The following is a 21,758-nucleotide window of genomic DNA, read 5'->3' on the forward strand; positions in this document are numbered from 1 at the left end:
TCATTCCTTAGTATTATAACTCACATTCTTTGATTGCGTTTAAAACACGTTTAGCAGATACAGGATAAGGCGTCCCTAGTGTTTGTGCAAATAAAGAAACACGTAACTCCTGTTGCATCCAAAATATCGCGCTTATTTCTTCGGGAATAGGCATACCCTTAGGAATTTTATTCGCTAACTTTTGATATTGCTCAGCCACTTTTTCAAGTTCAAGCACGCACAGCCTGTCACGATTAGGGTCGACTGGTAATTTTTCTAAGCGTCGTTCAATGGCTTTTAAATAACGAATTAAATCCGTCATTTTTGCTGCACCATGCTGGCTGACAAAGCCTTTAAACACCAAGCTTTGTAACTGTGATTTAATATCACCGTGCGCCGTGATCATAGTTAAATCAACACGACCTTTCATACGTTTATTTAAGCCATGAGCTATACTCAGCACTTGCTCTACTTGGGTGGCGATCTCAACAACAGTATCACCGAGCTCTCCGCGAATTTGCTCCTTGGCTTTTTCAAATGCATCTGCAGTACGGATGTTGCCATATTTAGTTAATAGGCTATCCACTGCTGCGGCGATACAATCATTAATTAGGTCATTCACCTTACCAAAAGGGTTAAAGTACAAACCTAATTTAGATTTATTTGGTAAATTTTGCTGTAAATATTTAATCGGTGATGGCACATTTAATAATACTAAGCGACGTAAACCTTGTTGGTGCGCCTGCTGTGCTTTGTGTTCATTATCAAATAGCTCAACCGCTGCAGAATCTTTCTTATCCACGAGTGCTGGAAAGGCTTTGATTTCGTATTGACCCTGCTTTTTCACATAAGAGCTTGGTAACTCACCAAAGCTCCACTCGGTCAAATCGGCTTTCTCTATGCCCTTGTCGGCTACTTTCGATAAGGTATCCGTTACCTTGCCTTGTAACTGGGCTTTCAGCTTTGCCAAGTTTAAACCACGAGCGAGTAACTTATTGTGTTCATCACGTACTTCAAACTGCAAGCGTAAATGCGGAGCAAGGGTTGATAAGTCCCACGCATCAGACTCCACACGAACCCCTGTCATACGTAACAAACGAGTGCTGATTGCATCAATTAGGCTGCCTTGCATAGGCTCAATTGCAGCGAGTACGGCGTCGGCGTAGTTTGGTGCAGGCACAAAGTTGCGACGAATTGTCTTTGGTAGCGACTTAATTAGCGCACAAATTAACTCATGTCTAAATGCTGGAATGTGCCAATCAAAGCCTGTTTCTTGTACTTGGTTTAGAAGCGCTACCGGAATTTGTACCGCAACACCATCAACAGCTTGGCCTGGATCAAAGTGATAAGCCAGTGGTAATAACAAGTTGTCCTGCTGCCAAGTATCAGGGTAGTCAAACTCAGTGACATGATCAGCACCATGCTGCATTAACTCTTCTCGAGACATGTGTAAAAAGCGCTTATCCTTTTGCTTTTGTGTCTTCCACCATTTATTAAATGCGGCACGATTATTTATATCTTGTGGAATTTTCTTGTCGTAGAATTCAAATAAGGTTTGTTCATCGACCAAGATATCACGCCGACGTGATTTATTTTCGAGTACCTGAATATCTTCAATTAACTCTTGATTATACTGTAAAAACCCTTCATTTTGACCCAGCTCTTGTTCTACTAAAGCTGTACGAATAAACAACTCACGACTGACTTTAGGATCAATATTGCTATACACACAGCGGCGCTTATTAACAATTAACAGCCCATACAAGGTTTGCTGTTCAAACGCGATAACTGCACCAGGCTTTTTCTCCCAATGCGGTTCGCTGTAGCTGCGCTTAACTAGATGTTGCGCAAAGCCTTCAACCCATTTCAAGTCTATACGCGCGTTGATTCGAGCATAAAGCTTGCTCGTTTCAACAAGCTCTGCCGACATAATCCATTTTGGGCTCTTTTTAAATAAGCCTGAGCCAGGGAAAATATGGAACTGGCTATTGCGTGCACCTTTATAAAGCTGTTTTTCATCCTTAAAACCAATATGGCTTAACATACCGCTTAATAAAGATTGATGGATTCGGTCACTATCAGCAACATTGGTGGTAGCCTTCATGCCCATTTCATTACAAACCGTCGATAGCTGATAGACTATATCTTGCCATTCACGGATGCGCATATAGGCTAAGAAGTCCTTTTGGCATAACTTTCTAAATTGGCTATTGCTCAATTCTGATTGCTGCTCTTCAAGGTAATTCCACAGATTTAGAAAAGCGATAAAGTCTGAATCTGGATCATCAAAACGACCATGTTTTTCGTCTGCTGCGCCACGTTTTTCTTGCGGTCGTTCTCTTGGATCTTGAATAGACAATGCCGCAACAATAATGATCACTTCACGCAGTGCACCTAAGCTATCAGCAGTTAGCACCATTTTCGCTAGACGTGGATCTACCGGTAATCGACTTAAGCTCCTACCTGACTTAGTCAGTTCGGTTTTCTTGTGACGTTTTGCAGGCTTAATGGCTTCGAGTTCTTCAAGCAACGTCAAACCATCGTTAATATTACGACTATCAGGCGCTTGCACAAACGGAAACTGCTGCATGTCGCCAAGTCCCAAACCGAGCATTTGCAAAATAACAGAGGCTAAGTTGGTGCGTAAAATTTCAGGATCAGTAAACTCTGGGCGCGAATTAAAGTCTTCTTCACTGTATAAGCGAATACAGATACCCGCTTCAATACGACCACAGCGGCCTTTTCGCTGATTGGCACTTGCCTGCGAAATTGGTTCGATCGGAAGCCGTTGTACCTTAGTACGATAGCTATAACGGCTAATGCGCGCAGTGCCTGGATCGATAACATAGCGAATACCTGGCACCGTTAATGACGTTTCAGCAACGTTGGTGGCTAAAATAATATGACGGCGGCTGTGCGGCGCAAAAATTCGGTTTTGTTCAGCGTTTGATAAACGCGAATAGAGCGGTAAAACATCCGTGCCTTTGAGGTTTCGCTTTGATAACGCATCAGCAGTATCGCGAATTTCTCGTTCACCATTCATGAAAATCAGAATATCGCCGGGGCCTTCATCGCAAAGCTCATCGACAGCATCAAAAATCCCCTGTAATTGGTCACCATCCGCTTCCATATCATCTTTGTTGATTTCAGTAGTTGGTCTATAGCGAACGTCTACTGGGAAAGTACGGCCTGATACTTCAATAATTGGCGCATTATCAAAATGTTTAGAAAAACGCTCAGGGTCAATCGTCGCTGAGGTGATGATAACTTTTAAGTCTGGTCGCTTTGGCAGTAAATTTTTTAAATAGCCTAAGATGAAATCGATATTCAGACTTCGTTCGTGGGCTTCATCGATGATAATAGTATCGTACTGATTTAGGTATCTGTCTTGTTGAATTTCAGCCAGCAAAATACCGTCTGTCATCAATTTAATGTAGCTATTGTCAGAGACTTGGTCGCTAAAGCGAATTTTAAAACCCACTTGTTGACCTAGCTCGCACTGCATTTCTTCTGCAATACGATTCGCTACACTGCGTGCAGCGAGTCGACGAGGCTGAGTGTGGCCAATGTATCCATCAACACCTCGGCCAAGCTCTAAACACATTTTTGGGATCTGCGTGGTTTTACCTGAGCCTGTTTCACCAGCAATGATCACGACTTGGTTATTGGCGATGGCCTGTTTAATGTCATCTTTCTTTTGGCTAACTGGTAGTTGCTCTGGGTAAGTCACTTTTGGCAAGGCAGCCAAACGTTGCTCGCGCAATTGCTGAGAACGGCTAATATCTTCTGCTATTTTTTGCGCTATGTTTGCTTGCTTAGTTTCATCGTTGATTTTTTTGATGCCATGAAGGCGTTTTTTGAAGATGAATTGATCTTTGCGTAAACACGTTTTTAATTCGCCGAACAGCGGACCTAGGTTAACCACCCGATACCCTTATATTTCTTAACCAATAGATTGATATTGTATCAAATAATCTATCAGGTGGTCATGGCTTTATTTATGCCAATTCGCTTAATTAAGTGAACCGTTTTGAGGCAATAAAATCTCGTTGATAACAAGGCAAAAATTTCGTTGTTTAATTGTTCTCGGCAATTGCTCTACTTCCTGCATCCATGCAGTCGTAAATAAGTAATATTTAACGCAATTAGCGACAGATTTAATCGCTCAAAATGATTAAGGATTATTGCGAGTTGGCATCACCCTCTCTGTTGGGATTGGCATTGCACAAACATTGATGTAATCAGGGCTTTCAACAAACCACGCTTCAACGCGATTTTTACGCGCTTCAATGAGGGATATAAACGCATTTGAGTCTGTTTTCATGACCCGAAATTTACTGTTGTCTGTGTCTTTAATATCTGCTAATAGTTGCATATCTGTGATGGGGTTAAATGTCTGACCTTCAGTGGCTTTACGCTGTAAGAGATTAAAATGTTCCATCCCTTCTAAAACGCGACCAAATACAGTGATGTTACGGTCTAAATAGCGCTGGCTATTCCCTATGGTCACATAAAATTCGGTACCACCTGAATTGATATCATTATCGCGAGCCATAGCAAAAACACCAGGGCAATGTACTTGCCATGTTTCAGTTTGGCTTTGGTTTTGTGCCACAGCAAAGCCGTTTAAAAAGCCCGTTTTAGCTGCATAACCATCAGGTCCTTTGAGCTCTGTAATCTTTAGAGGAGTCTCGGTACGTAAGTAAAACTCAGCGGGTAAGGCTTTTTTAGCATTTTTAACAGGTTTGCTTTCGCTGACATCGCCTCCTTGTGCTACAAATCCTTCAACAAAGCGATACACACTCAGGCCTTGATAAAACCCTTCTTTGGCAAGCTGTCGCATGTTGTTTGCGTGCGTAGGCGCCAATTTATCGTTTAGTTCAATATAAGCAGCACCCGTAGGTAGGGTTAGTTTAATGATGTTCTGGGCACTAACAGTTCGCCATTCACTATCGCTGGCAGTTTTAATGATTTCGCCAGCAGAACGTTTTTGACTGGTTTCTTTTCCATGAGTTGGTGCAATTAATAGCGCACCAAGACACAAGGTTAATAGTCTTAATTTCATTGTTATTATCTTTTAAGTAGTTGACAATTCAGCCTATTAATTTATGCCCCAATAAGCAAGTAAAAGCGACTTATTAAGGCAATGCTCATTATTAATCCCAATCAAATTTATAGAGAATATCAACATTTTGATAAAGGCCACTGGTCACCTCAATGTACAATTGTGACAACAATTGATAGCGCACAGCAACTTCACTTAACGAATCAAAAATACCAACACTGTATTTCACTTGAATGCCCGGTGTAAGATAGCCAGATATCTCAACTTTTGTATCGTCACCACTACCACTCGAACTTAAGCTTACATCTGACAAACCAAAACTTTCGCCTATCTTAGACACCACCCCCTCACTGCGGTTTACACCTTGGGCAAGCAATAATTGTGTTAACATGGCATCGGTCGAGCTGTCACCTTCATCAAGAGGTTGTCCATTTAGCAAATAAGCCAGGGCTTGACCCTGATCCATCGCTGGCTCTGAAAATACTTTTAACGAAGGCTGTTCAACATTACCTGTTAAGGTGATCCCTGCCACAACACCATTTGAGGTGTTATCAGGGTTACGAATCGCTTTGATATTTAAGTAAGGTTTATCAATTGAGCCACTAAACCCCACCTGACCAGTACGGATTTGCAAGTCTTGTCCAAATGCACGGTATGTACCGTCTACTAGGTTCAATTCACCCGTTGCTATCATAGGAGTGACTTGGTCCATACTTATATTTAAATCACCTTCAACTTTTGACTTAAGGCCAAAAGAATCTATTCGTACATCATTCTCAACCAATACTTTTAAATTTATCGCATAGTCAAATGGCACTTTCTCAGATTGTTGCTGCTCAATATCAACAATCACTTCATCATCGCTGACTTGTACTGCGCCCTCTGGTAGCTCTTCAATAGCAATTCGGCCCCATGGCACCACGACTTGGCCATCGAGATTAAACGCATTGTTCTTCAATGACATAGTTAAATCTGGTGATACTTTAAAGGTAACATCTTGCTGGGCACGCACAAAAAACTCTTTACCGTTCAATTTCACGTCAACGTCTGGTAAATCTTGCTGCCAATCGACACCGCCAGATAAGTTAAGTGCGCCCCCTTCAGTGTCTTTCAGCTCACCCGTGAGCTTTGCACTTTGGTTATTAAAGGCAATGTTTACATATGAATTTTGCAGCGATACGGGCAATGTTGCCCCTTCTAGATTGATTTTTTCAACATCAAATTCACCATTGAGTAATGGCTCTTTCAAGGTGCCTGCGATTGCTAAACGGCCTTTAATATCGCCTGTTAATTGTTCAAGTGATGCAATAAAGGGTCTTAAGTTTGTTAACTCAATTTTCTCAATAACCAAGTCGCCCGCTAAGGTCTGTTTATTTTGTATATCATCAATGTTGAGCTGTGAAGTCACTTTACCTAATACGGATGAATCAAGGGTGGCATTAAGTTTACCAACTTGCGCATCACTCATTGCCGAGATATCTAAAACCTCTACCGGTAATTTATAGACATTTGCACCATCAATTAAGGATGCTTCTAGCTGCTGTGTTTTGATATTGGCACGAATCGTTTTCAATGCGCCATTATTCCAATTAGCAACAAACTCCCCGTTTGCATTGCCAATTACTTTCAAATTATCTGGTAAGAAGTGTTTAAATTCAGCAATAGATAACGCAGCAAGCTTTGCATTCAACTGACCTAATTGTTTAGTTTGCTGCAAGGTCTCAAAACATAGTTTTGAGTTATCGCTTTGCCAGCAGTGAGCGGCTACATTAAAGTCAAAGGTTTTGGTATTTAGTTGAATATTAACCGGCTTATTAGTACCAAAGCGCACCTGATTATCGGTTACAAGAATTTGACTTAACGCACCTTGCCAGATTTCTTTATTAAATTTACCGTCAACATCAAATGATGCTTTCCCTTGATCTGCATCGAGTAAAAAAGCTAAATGGTGATCAGTTTTATCTCCACTGGCATCTAACTCAATTTGATTAATTTTATGTTCGCCTACACTTGCAGAATCAAGAATAAGTGACAGGTCAGTTTGCCAGTCTGCGGCATAATCGAATTGCCCTTTTAATGTTAAACCATCGACCTGGATATCTTGATAACTCAACGTATGAAGTACCATATTTAAATCAACCGTTGGCGCGAGTCGCTTTCCACGTAAAGTCAAATCAGCAAATCCCTTACCTTGCATAGGCAAGATATCTTGACCACTTGCATCTAAACGCATTTTACCTTCGACGCGCCATACATCATCTACCTGACCTGATAAGGCAATTTCATTTTTACCACTTTTCACTTCAAGCTTTTTAAAACTCGCATGTAAGCTGCTATCAAGTTCAAAATCCGAAAGTAAGGTCACAGGAACTTCATTTATTGAGCCATTTAATTGCGTGTTATCTAACGCAAGCTGCCATTCACTTGCCTGTAAATTGAATGAACCATTAAACTCACCGGATAAGTCACTGCTCAGTGCATCCGTTAAGTATTGTGCTTTTAAGTGACTCAAAGTTCCTTTAAATTGACTTTTTACCCCATTTGACCAATCAACCGAAGCGGTTACTACTGCGTTACTGTCATTCGCATTAAGGTTTAATTGCTTCAGTTTTGCACTTGTTAAGCTACCCTGTAGTTGCGATTTCACAGTCATTGCCGGTAACGCGTCTAACTGTGTGACTAAGCTCAAATCGACTTCATAAGCATCGGCGTGGCCTTTGGCTTGTAAATCAAAGTCAGTTAATTGCAGGTTTTGTGTATTAGTTTCAATTTGCCACTTTTCTATCTGGCCTGTTAAATCAAATGGAAAATTTGTTTCTCTTAAATTCACAGTCCCTTTTAGCTTTGCTGGGTATGTCCCCTGAGTTACTAAATCTAACTTTAAATTAGCAAGTGGGCCTAAAACAGTTAAATTAGCTTGATGCTCAGTGTTACCTACCGACAGCGAGCCACTAACAGTATTATCACCAGAGAGTTCAGCCGTTAGCTTGGTTTGTAATTGCCATTGCTGATAGCGTGCAGCAAGTTTTTCAAGGTGAATATCACTGCCATTAACTGAAGCGACCAATTCAATATTTTCAACCAGCTGAGCCTCTTCTACCCAAGAAGGTGTAATAGCAACCTTGCTGATTCGAAATTGATTAACTTGGAGGTTAACCGGGAGCGTAGTATCGATTTCTGGTAGTGCCGGTACCTCCTTTAGTGGAGTCGACTTAGGCTGCTCTTTAGTTTCATGCAATAACACCTCTATGTCAGCAATATTCAATGAATTCACTGTGACGTCTGATGCTTCGGCGCGCCCCTCAAGGCTTAATTTATTTACTGTTACGTCGGCACTGGCATGCACTAAACTAAACCGATTAATTGCAACTCGGTTTAGAGTGATTTTTATTGGTAAGCTAATTTGTGTGGCTAGTTCTACTTCTTGCTCTGATTCATTACGAGGTTCAGTTGATGAAGCTTGCTTTTTAATATTTAAATCAATCGACTGGGCGCTTAAATTTTCAATACAAATACCATCACAACGCCACCAGAACAAATCAACTTTTAGTTGCTTTGCATCAAGCATGATACCTTGGTTTTCAAAGAAAACATCAAACGCATCGTTATATAAAAAACGCCCTGATGGCAACTTAATTGTTAAGCCATCAACTAGCTTATTAGCAGAGTATGCAATAAAGTGATTACCGGGTGCTGTGAACAACAAACAAAACACAATGACTGCCAAACTTGTCAATGTAATTGATAGAACCTTGGTTATCTTTTTTAACATCTTCATTAGATTTCAGGCCCTATGGTAATACTTAGTCGAGTGCTTTTACTTTCTTTTGTCAGACCCCAAGCATGGTCGATACGCACAGGACCAACCGGTGTTAAATACCTAAAACCAAAACCAGCCCCAACTTCTACACGATCAGTAAAATCATTTGTCGCGGTACCACTATCAACAAATAAGGCTGCTCGCCAATGCTCGGCAAATTGGTAGTTATATTCAACGGTTCCGCTCATTAAATATTTACCACCTATCAAACGTCCTTTTTCATCTTCAGGCGAAATAGATTCATAAGCAAAACCACGCACACTTTGGTCACCACCCGCATAAAAGCGCAAAGATAGAGGAACTTCATTGATATTATCGACCAGCATTGCGCCTAGGTTGGCTCTTAAAAACAGCATATGGCGATCTGCAAACGTGGTTAACCAAGCATTTTGCAGTTGTAATCGCAAAATGTTAGTTGAAGACATCATATCTTTTAAACCAAATTCGGCTGACATCATCCATTGATAGCCTTTATATGGCGTTGTGCCTCCTTCAGTGTCTTTCTTGGCATAACTGATGCCAGGCATTAACATTTTTGCACTTTGCTCTTCATCACCAATACGGTAAGTTTCATAGTCACGCCTTAAAAATGCAGTGCGTACCCAATCGTCGTCTGTTAGCCATTGGCGCTGTAATTGGCCTGTAAATATGCGGCTATATAAATCATTGGTTAATTCGTCTTCTAGTTTGTAGCCTAAAGAAAAACGCCATAAATCATCGTTAGGGTCATCTACAGGTACCGTATAGCCGAGAGAGATATCTTGCTGACGTTCTGATACATTCAGATTGCTCTCTAAGTAATGACCATCTTCAGTGATCCAGGGTTTTGTCCATTTAAAGCGAACTTTTGGCCCAAGGTCGGTGCTATAACCGCCACCCACTTCGAAGCTATTTGCAGGTTTATGTAACACATCAACATTAATTGGCACTTGATTATTTTTACGTTTAGCAATGTCAGCATAAACACGCACACTCGCAAAATAAGGCGTGCTCGACAATGCTAAATTGTAATCAGAAATCTCAGTCGCTTTATAAGGCTGGCCTTGTTTAAACTCCGCTAGTGAGCGAATATATTTTTCAGCGGGAGTCTCACTGCCGATTGTGATATCACCAAACTGGTACCGAGGCCCAGTATCAACATTAAAAATGACTCTCGCGTTATTATTTTTCAAAGACACCGCTAATTTATGCTCATGCCATTTTGCATCAAAGTAACCTAACTCTAATAGTTGGCTTTCAATGCGTTTTCTAGCGGCCTCATATTTACCGTGATTTAAAAAATCACCCTGTTTTATTTTGATGCTGTTGACTACAGACATGAATTCAGCGTCATCTTTACCTGAACCAGTGATAGTCACTTTGATATCTGCAACTCGTGTAACAGGGCCGCGTTCAACATTAACTATCAAAAGCTGCTCTGCGTTATCGAAGCTAATTTTAATGGTAGGTTTATAGTAACCAAGAGCTTTTAAACTCATTTCAACTTGGCTTTTAGCATGACGCTTTAGAGCCTTAGAGTTTTTTTCATCGACAAGTTGTTTAATGTAAAGCTCAACGTTCCCCTCAAGCTCGCCACTAATCCCTTGTATTTTATAATCTTTAATAATCCCTTCCGTACCAATTGAGTACTGGCTATACGAAGAACAGAAAAGCAAAAAGACAAAATAGAGATGCCGAGTATACAAAAATTATCCTTACTTTTTTGGAAGAGTCATAATCTAAAATGAGTACAAAATGATATTAACACAGCGTTATAGCCACTGACATAATTGAAATGTTAAAATTAGTACGCGTTAAACTTTTATTTTCGCTACAATAGCGGATAATACCTAGATTTATAATGAACGAGCGACTAAATGCACTTCCCTGATGACGAAAACGGTCAATTATTAGCTGAAATTGCTGAAGCTGGTGTCGACTTAACCAGTATGCAAACCATCGATTTCTATATTCTTTTTGAACAAAAACCAGAAGCAGAAAAATTTTCAAAAGTAATTGAAAGTGATGAGCTTGCACCTTCTACGGAATTAAACAAATGCCCTGATACAGGGGTGTGGGAAGTAATTACTCGTGTGAAAATGGTGCCAGATCACACTTTACTTAGCCAAACAGAGCAATACTTAGAGAGCATCGCAAATGGTCACAATGGATATGGTGACGGCTGGGGTTTAATGGCCGAAGAAAAATAGGTCTGCCCCAATTTCGTAAAGCGAATCAACTCAATTGATTCGCTTTACGGAAACTCCCCTGATAATCAAATAGCTTTTCAGCCACTTTCCAACCGTATTTTTTATTTTTACGGGCAATCACAAAGTCTGGTGCAAGTAGTTGCTTCTGTAATTCAACAACTTGTTCTGCGCTTTGCCATTCAACGGGACTGTAACCGGGTGCCGCTCGTTTGCCAAATTGCTTATTAAAGATAAACCGCCCCGTATCGTTGGTTAAATTAAATACTTCATCACAACTTGCACCGTCTTCATCAAAGTAACTAATTTTAAGTAAACCTTTAGCAAGCAACTGTGCCGACAAACCACTACACCTTAATACCAAAGCATCTTTTAGATTAAGCGCTTCTCTTAGTTTATCATCAGGATCTGCCATCATAGCACCACATGACTGACACTGCCTTGCTGCTATGTCATTTTGTTCACCACAGTGCTCACATTCTTTAAAACGAAAACGATAATCGCACTGTACTTGCACTTCATCATTTTCCAGCAACCCTTGGCAACGCCTGCCAAAGTGCTCAACAACTTTACCTTCGCTATCAGTTTTACCCCAAAAAATATTCGCAAACCCACAACCAGGGCAAAGTACTTGTACTGGCTCATTATCACTTTGTGCTTTGATACTACCTACCTCAGGATAAAACAAATCAAAGCCATTACCAGCATAGTCAATAACTAAGCAATCTTCTTTACCTTCGCTTAAACGAAGTCCCCTACCTACAATTTGTTGGTATAAACTCACCGATTCTGTAGGCCTTAAAATTGCGATGTAATCAACATGAGGGGCATCAAAGCCTGTCGTAAGTACTGATACATTGACTAAATACTTTATTTTTTTTGCTTTAAATTGATTAATAATCCTATCGCGTTCTTGATTATCGGTATCACCAGTAATCAGTGCAGTATTATGCTCAGGTAAGTAGCCTGTTATTTCTTTGGCGTGCATCACAGTTGCAGCAAAGATCATTACACCATGACGCTGCTCACTATATTCTATTACTTGGTTGATAATAGCTTTTGTCGCGCGAGTGTTATCTTTCAATAACGCATTCATATTCTCGACACTGTAACGACCAAATGAATCACTCGGCAGTGATGAAAAGTCATAATGACTAATCGCAGCATCCACCTCGTGAGGCGGCGTTAAATAGCCATTTTTGATCATATATCGCAGTGGTAACTCAAAAATACACTTTTTAAATGGCGCATCGCTATCACCTCTAACAAAGCCATGATAGTGATGATGATAAACCCACCCCATGCCCATTCGAAATGGAGTCGCGGTTAGTCCAAGTACTTTAAGACTAGGATTTTGTTTTTTTAGACTCGCTATCACCCGTCCGTATTGGCTTTTTTCATCACCGCTTACACGGTGGCATTCATCAATGATCAATAATGAATAGGCGTCGGTTAGCTGTTTTGTATTTCGCGCCAGTGACTGCACACTTGCAAAGGTGACTTGTTCAGTTAAAGACTTTTGCTTTAAACCCGCTGAAAATATGCTGGCCTTAAAACCAAAGCTGGTGTATTTCTCAGCGTTTTGCTCTACCAACTCTTTAACATGAGCAAGCACCATAATTTTTTGTTTGGCAATACGCGCAAGTTCAGCAATAACAAGACTCTTACCTGCACCTGTTGGTAACACAATAAGTGCTGCATCATCAGTTTGTCGAAAGTGAGCAACTGTGCGTGCTACGGCCTCTTGTTGATAGGGTCTGAGTACGTACTTCATTTTATCTGACTATTATCGACATAAAAAAAGGGAAGCATACGCTTCCCTTCCTATTCTTTAAAGCAAAAATTAAGCGAGGTGTTTTGTTAGATCTACACCTTGGAAAGCTTTAGGACGTTTACCACGGCCTGTCCATTCAACAATTTCACCATTAAATTCGATGCGATATTTTGGTTTTACTTTAGTACGCTTATCAGTTGTTGCTACATCCTGTAGATCTTCTAATGTAAGTCCTTTTTCTTTTAGTAGATCGAGTACTTCTTTTTTAGCTTCTTGCTGTTGAGTATATTTCTCGATTGCTGTGTCAATTAGCTGTTTTGCTTTTTCTAATTCAGATAATGACGCAGATTTCACAAAAGATCGGATTTCTTTCATTGAGAGCTCTCTTAAGTATTAAAAGTTAAGTTAAAAGTTTAACAGTAGCTAGTATATGTGGATTTAATGAAATAATCTATTCCATGTTTATTTTTTATCCTATCTTTTTATTATAGCCATAGCTTTATTTTATCTATTACATCGCTTAGCTCTGCAATTAACTTTTCGACAATTAATGTATCTTGCAGTTGATTAAAACGACTCTCGGTCGTTACGATAAGCTCAGATAAAGGAGGATATTGAAGCATTACAATAGCGCCTTTAAGTTTATGTATTGCGCCAGAAACCTTTTCTAAATTTTGATTTTTTATTTGCTCTTGTAAGGAATTTAAGTCTGCTTGCAAGCTAGTAATAAATACCTCTGCGAGCATTTTTGCATCATTCTCATTGCCGAAAACATTTAACCAATGCTGTTTATCTTTTATACCTTGTAAGCTTAAATCGGGATTATCATCGGTAATTGGCAAATCATCACTACTTAACTCTATAAACTCAGCTAGTCGATTATATAATTCATTGAGTTTATATGGCTTAAATAACACACAGCTCATTCCTGATTTTAATGCTTTATTTAAACACTCTTTAGAATCATCCGCAGTAAAGCCAATAATTGGCAAATTTTTAAACTTCTCTTGACTGCGTAATTGCTCAGTTAATTGAAATCCATCTAAATCAGGCATGTGACAGTCTGTTAATAATAAATCAAAATGCCCTGTTTCAAGTGCTCTTAGAGCAGCAATACCATCGTCAACCATGACCGCTTTAATTCCTAGTTTTTGGCATTGTTTTTCGAGCAATAACTGATTTGTTTTATTATCCTCAGCTATTAATATTTTCCCATGTAACGGATAGCTTTGCGTTAGCATCTCATCATCCAAGCGAATGTGTGCACTATTTATAAGCTCTCTCAAAGTATCTGGATACAATGGTTCAATAGGTAGAATATGGCAGCAACAATTTGCTGGTGTATGCACTTTGTTAGCGCATGCTACTAAAATATAATTATTACTTGCATTACTAATTGATTGCTGCCAATTAGCGCCCCACAGTGCATTAACATAACTCTCGTCAATGAGAATATTATCAGCTTGTTCAAATGCGTCTTTATCGATTGGCCAACTTAATTGATAGTGTTTCACCCCCATACTGGCTAGGTTATTTAGTAATTGATCGTGCTGGGTACAAACAGCCCAATTAACTGACAAAGCTCGTAACTTCTGTTTACTTGCGTTTTTAAGTGGTACTGAAATATAAACATTAGTGCCTTTACCATAGGTGCTTGATAGGGAGATTTCACCCTGCATAGCTTCAACAAGTTGCTTTGCCAAGCTTAAGCCTAACCCAGTACCACCATAGCGACGTTGAATAGAGTTATCTGCCTGCTCGAAAGGGATAAATATATTAGCCAACTGCTCGGCTGTCATACCTTTACCTGTATCTGATACTTCAATCTTTAAAGATTGCTTATCAAATAAAACATCACAGCTTATTGTCCCTTGCTCTGTAAATTTCACGGCGTTATTTAGTACATTAGAAAGCACTTGCATCAAATGACTTATATCGACCAAAGCCAAATTAAAAGTAGCTTTACGCCATAGTACATTGAAAGCGAGCCCTTTTTGCTTAGCGAGGTACTCATGAGCACGCATAACACGGCATAAATGCGCCTCAAGGTCGGTTTCTCTTAAGTCGACTTCGATATTACCTGTACTACTGTTTGCGAAATATAAAATATCATCGACTAAAGTGCGAAGCTTTGTTACTGAGCTCTCTATGTGCTCGATTAAATAGTGTTGCTCTTCATCAAGTGATGATGATTTTAAAAGCTCTATAAAGCCATTTACTCCAGACATAGGTGTTCTTAGTTCATGGCTCATAGTGGCAATAAAACGGCCTTTCGCCAACTGAGCTTGATGTGCAAGCTCCGTTGCTTTATTCAAATCTTCCTGCTGACGTTTGAGTATGCTGATATCAAGCAAAATACCATTCCAACGCACACCCTGCTTATTTTCGCGCTTATTAGTTTCTGCATTGGCAATAAAACGACACCAAATTTGCTGGCCTAGGTTGTTTATCCGAAACTCAATATCAATCATTTTGTTGAGTTTACTCGCTGCTTTAAAACTCTTTGCAATTTGCACTCGGTCTTCATCAACAATAAGCGGCGAAATACATCCCGTCATGCCGCGCTGGTTAATCATTCGCGAAGTAATCCCTAATAAACTCTGTGCACCTTTACTAATATAGGTATAACAACCCTCACCGTCATCGTAGTACTCATACTGAAATACACCTCCAGGTATTGTGTCCGTAATGGTTTGTAACAGTTGCTGTACAGATTGATTCTCACGCTGAAGGTGACGATGTTCAGTTACATCAGTGATCACCGTCATAATACCTGCAAATTCACCCCCTGAGCCCAAGTATGGCTTTTTGGTGTAAAGTAACTCCAGCTCTTTACCCGATTTATTCGTGTAATTTATATGCTGATTGATTACCTTGCCTGAATTTAAACTTTGCTCATTTTGCGAAATCAGTTTTTTTACGACTTTAATATCTCCGCGCAAATATTGGTTTTTTTCATCCCATAAGTGAGCAAAATTTTCTTTATAAGCTCTGTTCCACATAATACGCTTTTGGTGCTGATCTTGTATCACCACCATAGTGGGTAAGTCATCTATCAGTTTTTGGGTAAAATTAAGCTTACTTAAAGCCACTTCTTCAGCATCTTTGCGCTTTGCAATTTCACGATTAATGGTTAATCGCCAGCTAATAAAATAAATTACCGACACAGCAATCAAAATTAAAATGAGAATAGCTGTGGTATTAACAGTTTTACGGTCGTAACCACGTTCAATACTAAAAATGCCGTGACGACTAACAACATAGTTAAAATCATTGCTGGTCAATGTTTTAAATAGGCTGTCTAGCAGAGTCGCAAATTCTGAGAAGTGTTTATTCACTAAAAAATAAATAGGCTGGGTATAACGGTATTTTGGATTGATATAAAACTCACCAATATAAAATTGGTTTAGCTGATACGCCGCAATACTTTGCGGTAGTATCACCGCATCTATGTTGTCATTTCTCAATGCATAAAACAGCGTTTTGATTGAATCAAATGAGACTGTTTCGACTAATTCATTGGTCAATAGCTCTTGTTTAGGATCGGCGAACACCTCTAAATAGCCAATTCGCTTGGTTTGACTAGCTCGTTTAGAGATTAACACCATCTCTAAACTATAGTGAGAAGGTAACGCAATTAACACACCTTCTTCTATTTTTGTGGGGTTCATAGTTGGAATTAAATCAATTTTATTAGCTAAAAAGAGCCTTTCTAGCTCTTGAGAGTTGGCAGCTGGTATATATTTAAATTGAAAATCACTTCGTTGTGCTAATAGTTCCAAAGTGTCGTTTAAATAGCCTTTTGCTTCGCCTATATTACTGGTTGCGTGAATTGGAAATAAGCCATCTACAAAAGAAAAAGTGAGTAAGTAATTATTATCTTCCACTTTGTCAATCTGATTGAAATCACGCTTAAATTGGCTATAAGCTTTTGCTGCTAAATACTCTTCACTGGCAGAGCTTTCCCATAGTTGTTTAGTTGTAGGAGAAATAGCAGCTAATACCGAATTAACCTGATTACGTAATGCCGTATTATTTTTATTAAACATAACATGCAGGGTTTCACTGGATAACCAAACTGGACTTACAACTTTCAGGTTTTCTTGGGAAAGGTTTTTAAGTTGGTGAGATAAAACCGAGTAATCACCCATAAACGCATCAAATGAGCCATCAGCTACTTTTTTAAAGGCGTCCTCTGGTTTTATAAAACGGTTGATAAATAGCGCACCATTTTCTACTAGATATTCACAGTGCGAACTCCCCGTAATACACACCCATCGCAGGCTAGCCAAATTTTTTAATGCATCATTCGCGATGGACTTATTCGCAACAATACCTCTTGGCGCTTCCATGAATGGCGTTGAGAATAAAAAGTGCTTTTTACGTTGTGAGGTTTTATTTAAGCCGACGGCAAAGTCAACATCACCAGCTTTAAGGGCATCTAAAAGCTCATCTAGGCTATCATAAACGCGGTATTCGAGATCAGCTTCGGCCAAACGAGCGATTTCATTACTGTAACCAACAATTACACCTGAGAACTGGCCATCAGCGTCGCGAGTATGGTAAGGGAAAAAGTTATAGTTAACGATACCCGCTTTGAGTTGTGTTGCAAACACATCACCAGAAAATGAAAGCGTAATAATAGAAAAGTAAAACAGAAGTAGTCTTATCAGAGCCTGACCATTTAAAAAAGCAATAACTAAATATATTCTAGCAGTGTAATTTGAATACACAATTATTGTTTATAGCTTGAAGTTGAAATTCATTTAGCCAAATTCTTACAATACCAATACACTGTATTATTAAAGCTTACACTCTACACAATTATGTGCTTAGCGAAAGATATCAGTGTTTTTCCTGTAACTTTTTAGCTCTTAATACCCAACAGAACAATTCTCCATCAATTTTTTTGGGCGTAATATCAAAGGTTTCCCAGCTTGAGCTCATATTAGAAATGATTGCCTTTTGATCATCTTCGCTCCAAGAGGCTTCGATTTGCTCATTTATCCGTAATTTATAATTAGCAAGTTCCTCAATCAAACTCTCAACTTGATGAACAGCTACTTCCCTCCAGTTTACTATCATCGGAATAAAACTTTTTGCTAACTGCCCAAACCAATCTTGTTCAATTTCAGAGTTAAAATTAATTTGAACTTTTTTAAAATCTAATAACAGCTTCTCATTATTTTGTAGGAATTCATTTTGTTCTTTTGCCGTTGGCTTTTCTATTAGACGATAATTACTACAGAAATTAACAAAGTTTCTAACTTTATATGCGAGCCCATCTTGATTTACGAATTGTGAAAGTACTTTAATTCCTTGTTGGCAATCTTGGGTAATGAAAGAATTTCTATGATGAACTAAAGCAATCAGTTCGCCACCACTTTTAAGTACTCGATTAGCTTCAAGAAAAGAAAAGTTTAGATCTGAATATTCAATGCCAAATTGACTAATGAGGTAATCAAAAGATGAATCGTTAAAGTTTAACTTTTCACAACACATTTCACTGTAAAAATTGATGTTTTTTAGTGAAAGAGAAACTTTTTCATTGTTGTTAAAATGCTTAGTAGGATCTATATTCGCAGCATCAATTGCCGTAATTTCAAATTCATTTGGATATTGTTCAGCTAAAACAGCCAAGGCACCATTTCCGCAACCAATATCTAAAAGTTTGGCTGATGATTGAAATTCTCTAAAAATGGCATTCCAGAAATTTAAAACATCTCCTTGATAACCATCTTTGTGATTACTTTGGGCAAAACTGCTTAAAGTTTCAGTCGATAGCCAATATGAGTCCCAATGTTTCACACTTACTCCAAAAAAAGGTGGGCTTAAGCCCACCCCTCATATTGTTTTATTTAGAATGATTGACGGAAGCGAAGGTATGTAATACGTCCGTATGCGTCATATAAATCGAAGTTATAGTTACGACCGCCAAATGGGCTTAATTGCGGCTCTTTCTCAAAGGCATTTTGCATACCTAGAGAAATCTGCGTACCCGTAGACATGTTATATGTAACTTGCAAATCATGTGTTACCCAAGTTGCAATATTACCTGTCTTATCTAAAGAACCATCATCATTTTGAGTCACGTCTTCATATTGCTTACCAATTAAATTGATATTCCATACAAAGTCAAAGTCACTCCAAGTATACGTATTGTTAAGAACAGCACGGTCTTGAGGCTCACCTGGATCTTTAAGTGTATTACGGCCGCCATCTACAACGCTTTCAAACTGGTGACTCCATTGAAGAGTTTGCTTGAATGTACCCGCATCACCAAAATCAAACGTTGTATTCAAGTTCAAGTCTAAACCATTTATAGACCAGCTACCTTCGTTAGCATAACCTTGAGTGATTAAGTCGATACCACCATTGCTTAAGCGCTCTACACCTAAACCTGCAGGAATTGGATCACCTGTTTGTTCACGGTTAAGAATAGTTGTTGCGCCAAAGAAACGGATCATATTTGATATTTCAATATCATAATAATCTGCAGAGAAGTTTAACCAATCTGTTGGTTGATAAGCTAAACCTATTGACGTTTGTTTAGATGTTTCAGAACCAATTTCTGGGTTAGCAAGCGTAACTGCGTTAACTTGAACGTCACAACCAGCTTCAAGACCAAAGTTTAGACAAGAAGGGTCATCGCTAACATTTGGGTTGTCAGGTGCTGGCTTAGCTGTCGTGATATCAAGTGTTGGAGCACGGAAGCCTTCCCCATAAGAAGCACGAAGAACTAAACCTTCCATTACATCGTATTTAAACGAGATTTTTGGCGAGAAATCACTACCGTAATCTGAATATTCATCATAACGGCCAGCAAGAGTCATCTCAAGATCATCCATTAACGGGAACAATGCTTCGAAGTAAGCACCTTTAACGTCACGAGAGCCACCCGCACTGTTACCTGATGAACCACCGACTTGACCAGCTTCTGAAAGTGAATCATAAGTATCTTGATACTCTTCTTTACGGTATTCTGCACCGACTACCGCTTGAATCATACCACCGCCAATTTCAATGACATCGAATGATGCTGACGCGAATAGCTCTTCTTGATTGAATTCACCAATACGAGAAGTAGTTACTTTAAGACCGCTTAAAAGCTCTTGATAATCGCTCTTCTCAGTATCCGTTGTAAAACGAGCACCAAATGGGTCATTTAACATATAAGCGCCACTATCCATTGCAGCACGGGCATTACTACCCATTAAGTAGTTGCGACCGATTTCGTATGTTTTAGTTTTAGTCTTACGTGCACCAAAATCAACAAAAACATCACCAATTGAACCTTCAGCACCGAATAAGAAATCTGTAGACCAGTTATCTACGTTGTTATCACGGTTACCCAATGCAGCAAAGCGGTGACGGATTTGAACTAAACTTGGATCATCGCCATTGGCAATTTCACCAGCTCGTTTATCAGCCATATAGCTTGCAAATTCTGCATCGTAAAAAGGGCTATTTGGGTTAATAGGGTTGTTAGGGCTATCATCTGATAAGAAAGCTGCATCACCTGCATCATTCAAAGAAGGAGCATATCGACCAAATGATTTTGTTTTAGAAACAAGAGTATGCGAGAAGATTTTCCAATCGTCATTTATTTCATATTCTGCTTTTAGGAAAGCAGATTGGTTACCTGTTGATGCTTCATTAGCATTGGTTGCGTTGAAGTTATAACCACAGGCACCCGTAGAGCCATACATGAAGTTTTCTAAGCTGTCACATTCTTCTTGAGAAATGATAGATCTGTAACCAGCTTCTTTTAAAGCGTTCACACCAAAGCTAGATGCACCAGGTTGAACCCAAGGGTAATCGTGTTCATAAATAATATCGCGGCTATTCCAAGAAATACCACCAATCACTGATGCATTATCGCTTGATGAGCCGAAAACTACAGAGCCTTCCTCACGGTCACCACCTTCTTCAGGAAGACTTACATCGCCCGCACCTAGACGTACCTCAACACCATTAAAGTTTTTTCGAGTAATAATGTTGATTACACCCGCAATCGCATCAGAACCATAAACAGCTGAAGCACCATCAGATAAAATCTCGATACGCTCTACAGCAGCCATAGGGATTGAGTTTAAGTCTTGAGAATTACCAGTTGATGGTGATTTAGGAAGACGACGACCATCTACAAGGATTAAAGAGCGAGATGCGCCTAAACCACGTAAGTTAACTTGCGAAACACCTTGAGCTGAACTACCAGATTGAGGTCGGAATGAACCTGCTGAGTTAAAGCTTGTATTACGGATCAAATCAGAAACTGAAGTTTGACCTGAAAAGTCGATTGAAGCACGGTCAATAACTGTTACAGGAATTGAGCCTTCTAAGTCAGTTCGTTTAATACGTGAACCTGTTACGGCGATACGTTCAACTTCTTCTACACCTTTATCATCAGCAGCATAGCTCGTTGCTGAAAATGCAGCAGTTGATGCTGCACCAAAAGCAATCGCTAAGCGAACTGCTTTTGAAACTTGATTATTTAACATTTGATTCTCCCTGGTCATATCCATGTTATGACTTTATTAATTTATTTTACCCCCGTAAAAGGTACTAGTACCTTATAGGGGAATTAAATACTAATATCAGGGACAACTTTTGGTCAACAGTTTTTTAACCTTTGTTTTTTAATGTAAAATCCAGTAATTCGTTATATCTAAAAATACTCCCAAAACCATTCATACACCATTAACCGTTATTTTAAAAATAGGGACAAACTAATTTTAAAATAACCGACACAGCCTTTTTAATACAATAAAAAAACCATTAAAGCTCTAAAAGATAGTTCCAAAAAACAAAACCAATAAGCTTTCGTTTTTGCGAAAACAACAACACTATTTACTGGGAACTTTATTCGATAACTTAAAGATTTTTCTTAGAAAGAACGACTGTTTGCACAAAATCAGACTAAGACAAAAGGTT

10 protein-coding genes are annotated in these 21,758 nt (G+C 39.2%); 1 reads left to right on the forward strand and 9 read right to left on the reverse strand.

Annotated features, from left to right (window positions below):
- Positions 1-13 precede the first annotated feature (13 nt).
- From hrpA to EVU92_RS14560, 4 genes are all read right to left on the reverse strand, one after another.
- Entirely contained in the window at positions 14-3,904 is a 3,891-nt protein-coding gene (gene hrpA, locus EVU92_RS14545) for an ATP-dependent RNA helicase HrpA (RefSeq protein ID WP_130051818.1), read from the reverse strand.
- Between the two features lie 249 nt (positions 3,905-4,153).
- Entirely contained in the window at positions 4,154-5,044 is an 891-nt protein-coding gene (locus EVU92_RS14550; protein WP_130051819.1) for a peptidylprolyl isomerase, read from the reverse strand.
- 91 nt (positions 5,045-5,135) lie between these two features.
- Positions 5,136-8,822, reverse strand: a complete 3,687-nt coding sequence (locus EVU92_RS14555; RefSeq protein WP_130051820.1) for a translocation/assembly module TamB domain-containing protein — start codon at positions 8,820-8,822, stop codon at positions 5,136-5,138.
- Positions 8,822-10,519 (reverse strand): autotransporter assembly complex family protein, encoded by a 1,698-nt coding sequence (locus EVU92_RS14560; RefSeq protein ID WP_233786803.1) that lies wholly within the window; start codon positions 10,517-10,519, stop codon positions 8,822-8,824. The genes EVU92_RS14555 and EVU92_RS14560 overlap by 1 nt, the downstream gene beginning before the upstream one ends.
- A gap of 201 nt (positions 10,520-10,720) precedes the next feature.
- Between EVU92_RS14560 and EVU92_RS14565 the strand changes: the two genes are divergently transcribed.
- Positions 10,721-11,053 (forward strand): ribonuclease E inhibitor RraB, encoded by a 333-nt coding sequence (locus EVU92_RS14565; RefSeq protein ID WP_130051822.1) that lies wholly within the window; start codon positions 10,721-10,723, stop codon positions 11,051-11,053.
- Positions 11,054-11,078: 25 nt separating this feature from the next.
- Here the strand turns inward: EVU92_RS14565 and EVU92_RS14570 are convergent, their stop codons facing one another.
- From EVU92_RS14570 to EVU92_RS14590, 5 genes are all read right to left on the reverse strand, one after another.
- Complete coding sequence (locus EVU92_RS14570) at positions 11,079-12,824, reverse strand: DEAD/DEAH box helicase (protein WP_130051823.1); 1,746 nt, start codon at positions 12,822-12,824, stop codon at positions 11,079-11,081.
- A 69-nt stretch (positions 12,825-12,893) separates the two neighbouring features.
- Positions 12,894-13,199 carry an H-NS histone family protein gene (locus EVU92_RS14575; protein ID WP_063707100.1) on the reverse strand — a complete coding sequence of 102 codons (306 nt, stop codon included), beginning with the start codon at positions 13,197-13,199 and terminating at the stop codon, positions 12,894-12,896.
- Positions 13,200-13,309: 110 nt separating this feature from the next.
- Positions 13,310-17,557, reverse strand: coding sequence for a transporter substrate-binding domain-containing protein (locus tag EVU92_RS14580; protein WP_136374531.1), 4,248 nt, complete (start codon positions 17,555-17,557; stop codon positions 13,310-13,312).
- 112 nt (positions 17,558-17,669) lie between these two features.
- The gene (locus EVU92_RS14585) at positions 17,670-18,632 is read right to left on the reverse strand and encodes a class I SAM-dependent methyltransferase (RefSeq protein WP_168990024.1); all 963 of its coding nucleotides are present in this window, start codon (positions 18,630-18,632) and stop codon (positions 17,670-17,672) included.
- 50 nt (positions 18,633-18,682) lie between these two features.
- Positions 18,683-21,325: a TonB-dependent receptor gene (locus EVU92_RS14590; protein ID WP_130051826.1), complete on the reverse strand. Its 2,643-nt coding sequence runs from the start codon at positions 21,323-21,325 to the stop codon at positions 18,683-18,685.
- Positions 21,326-21,758 lie beyond the last annotated feature (433 nt).

Origin of the sequence: Pseudoalteromonas sp. MEBiC 03485, from assembly GCF_004195145.1 — a bacterium.
Lineage (GTDB): Bacteria > Pseudomonadota > Gammaproteobacteria > Enterobacterales > Alteromonadaceae > Pseudoalteromonas > Pseudoalteromonas apostichopi.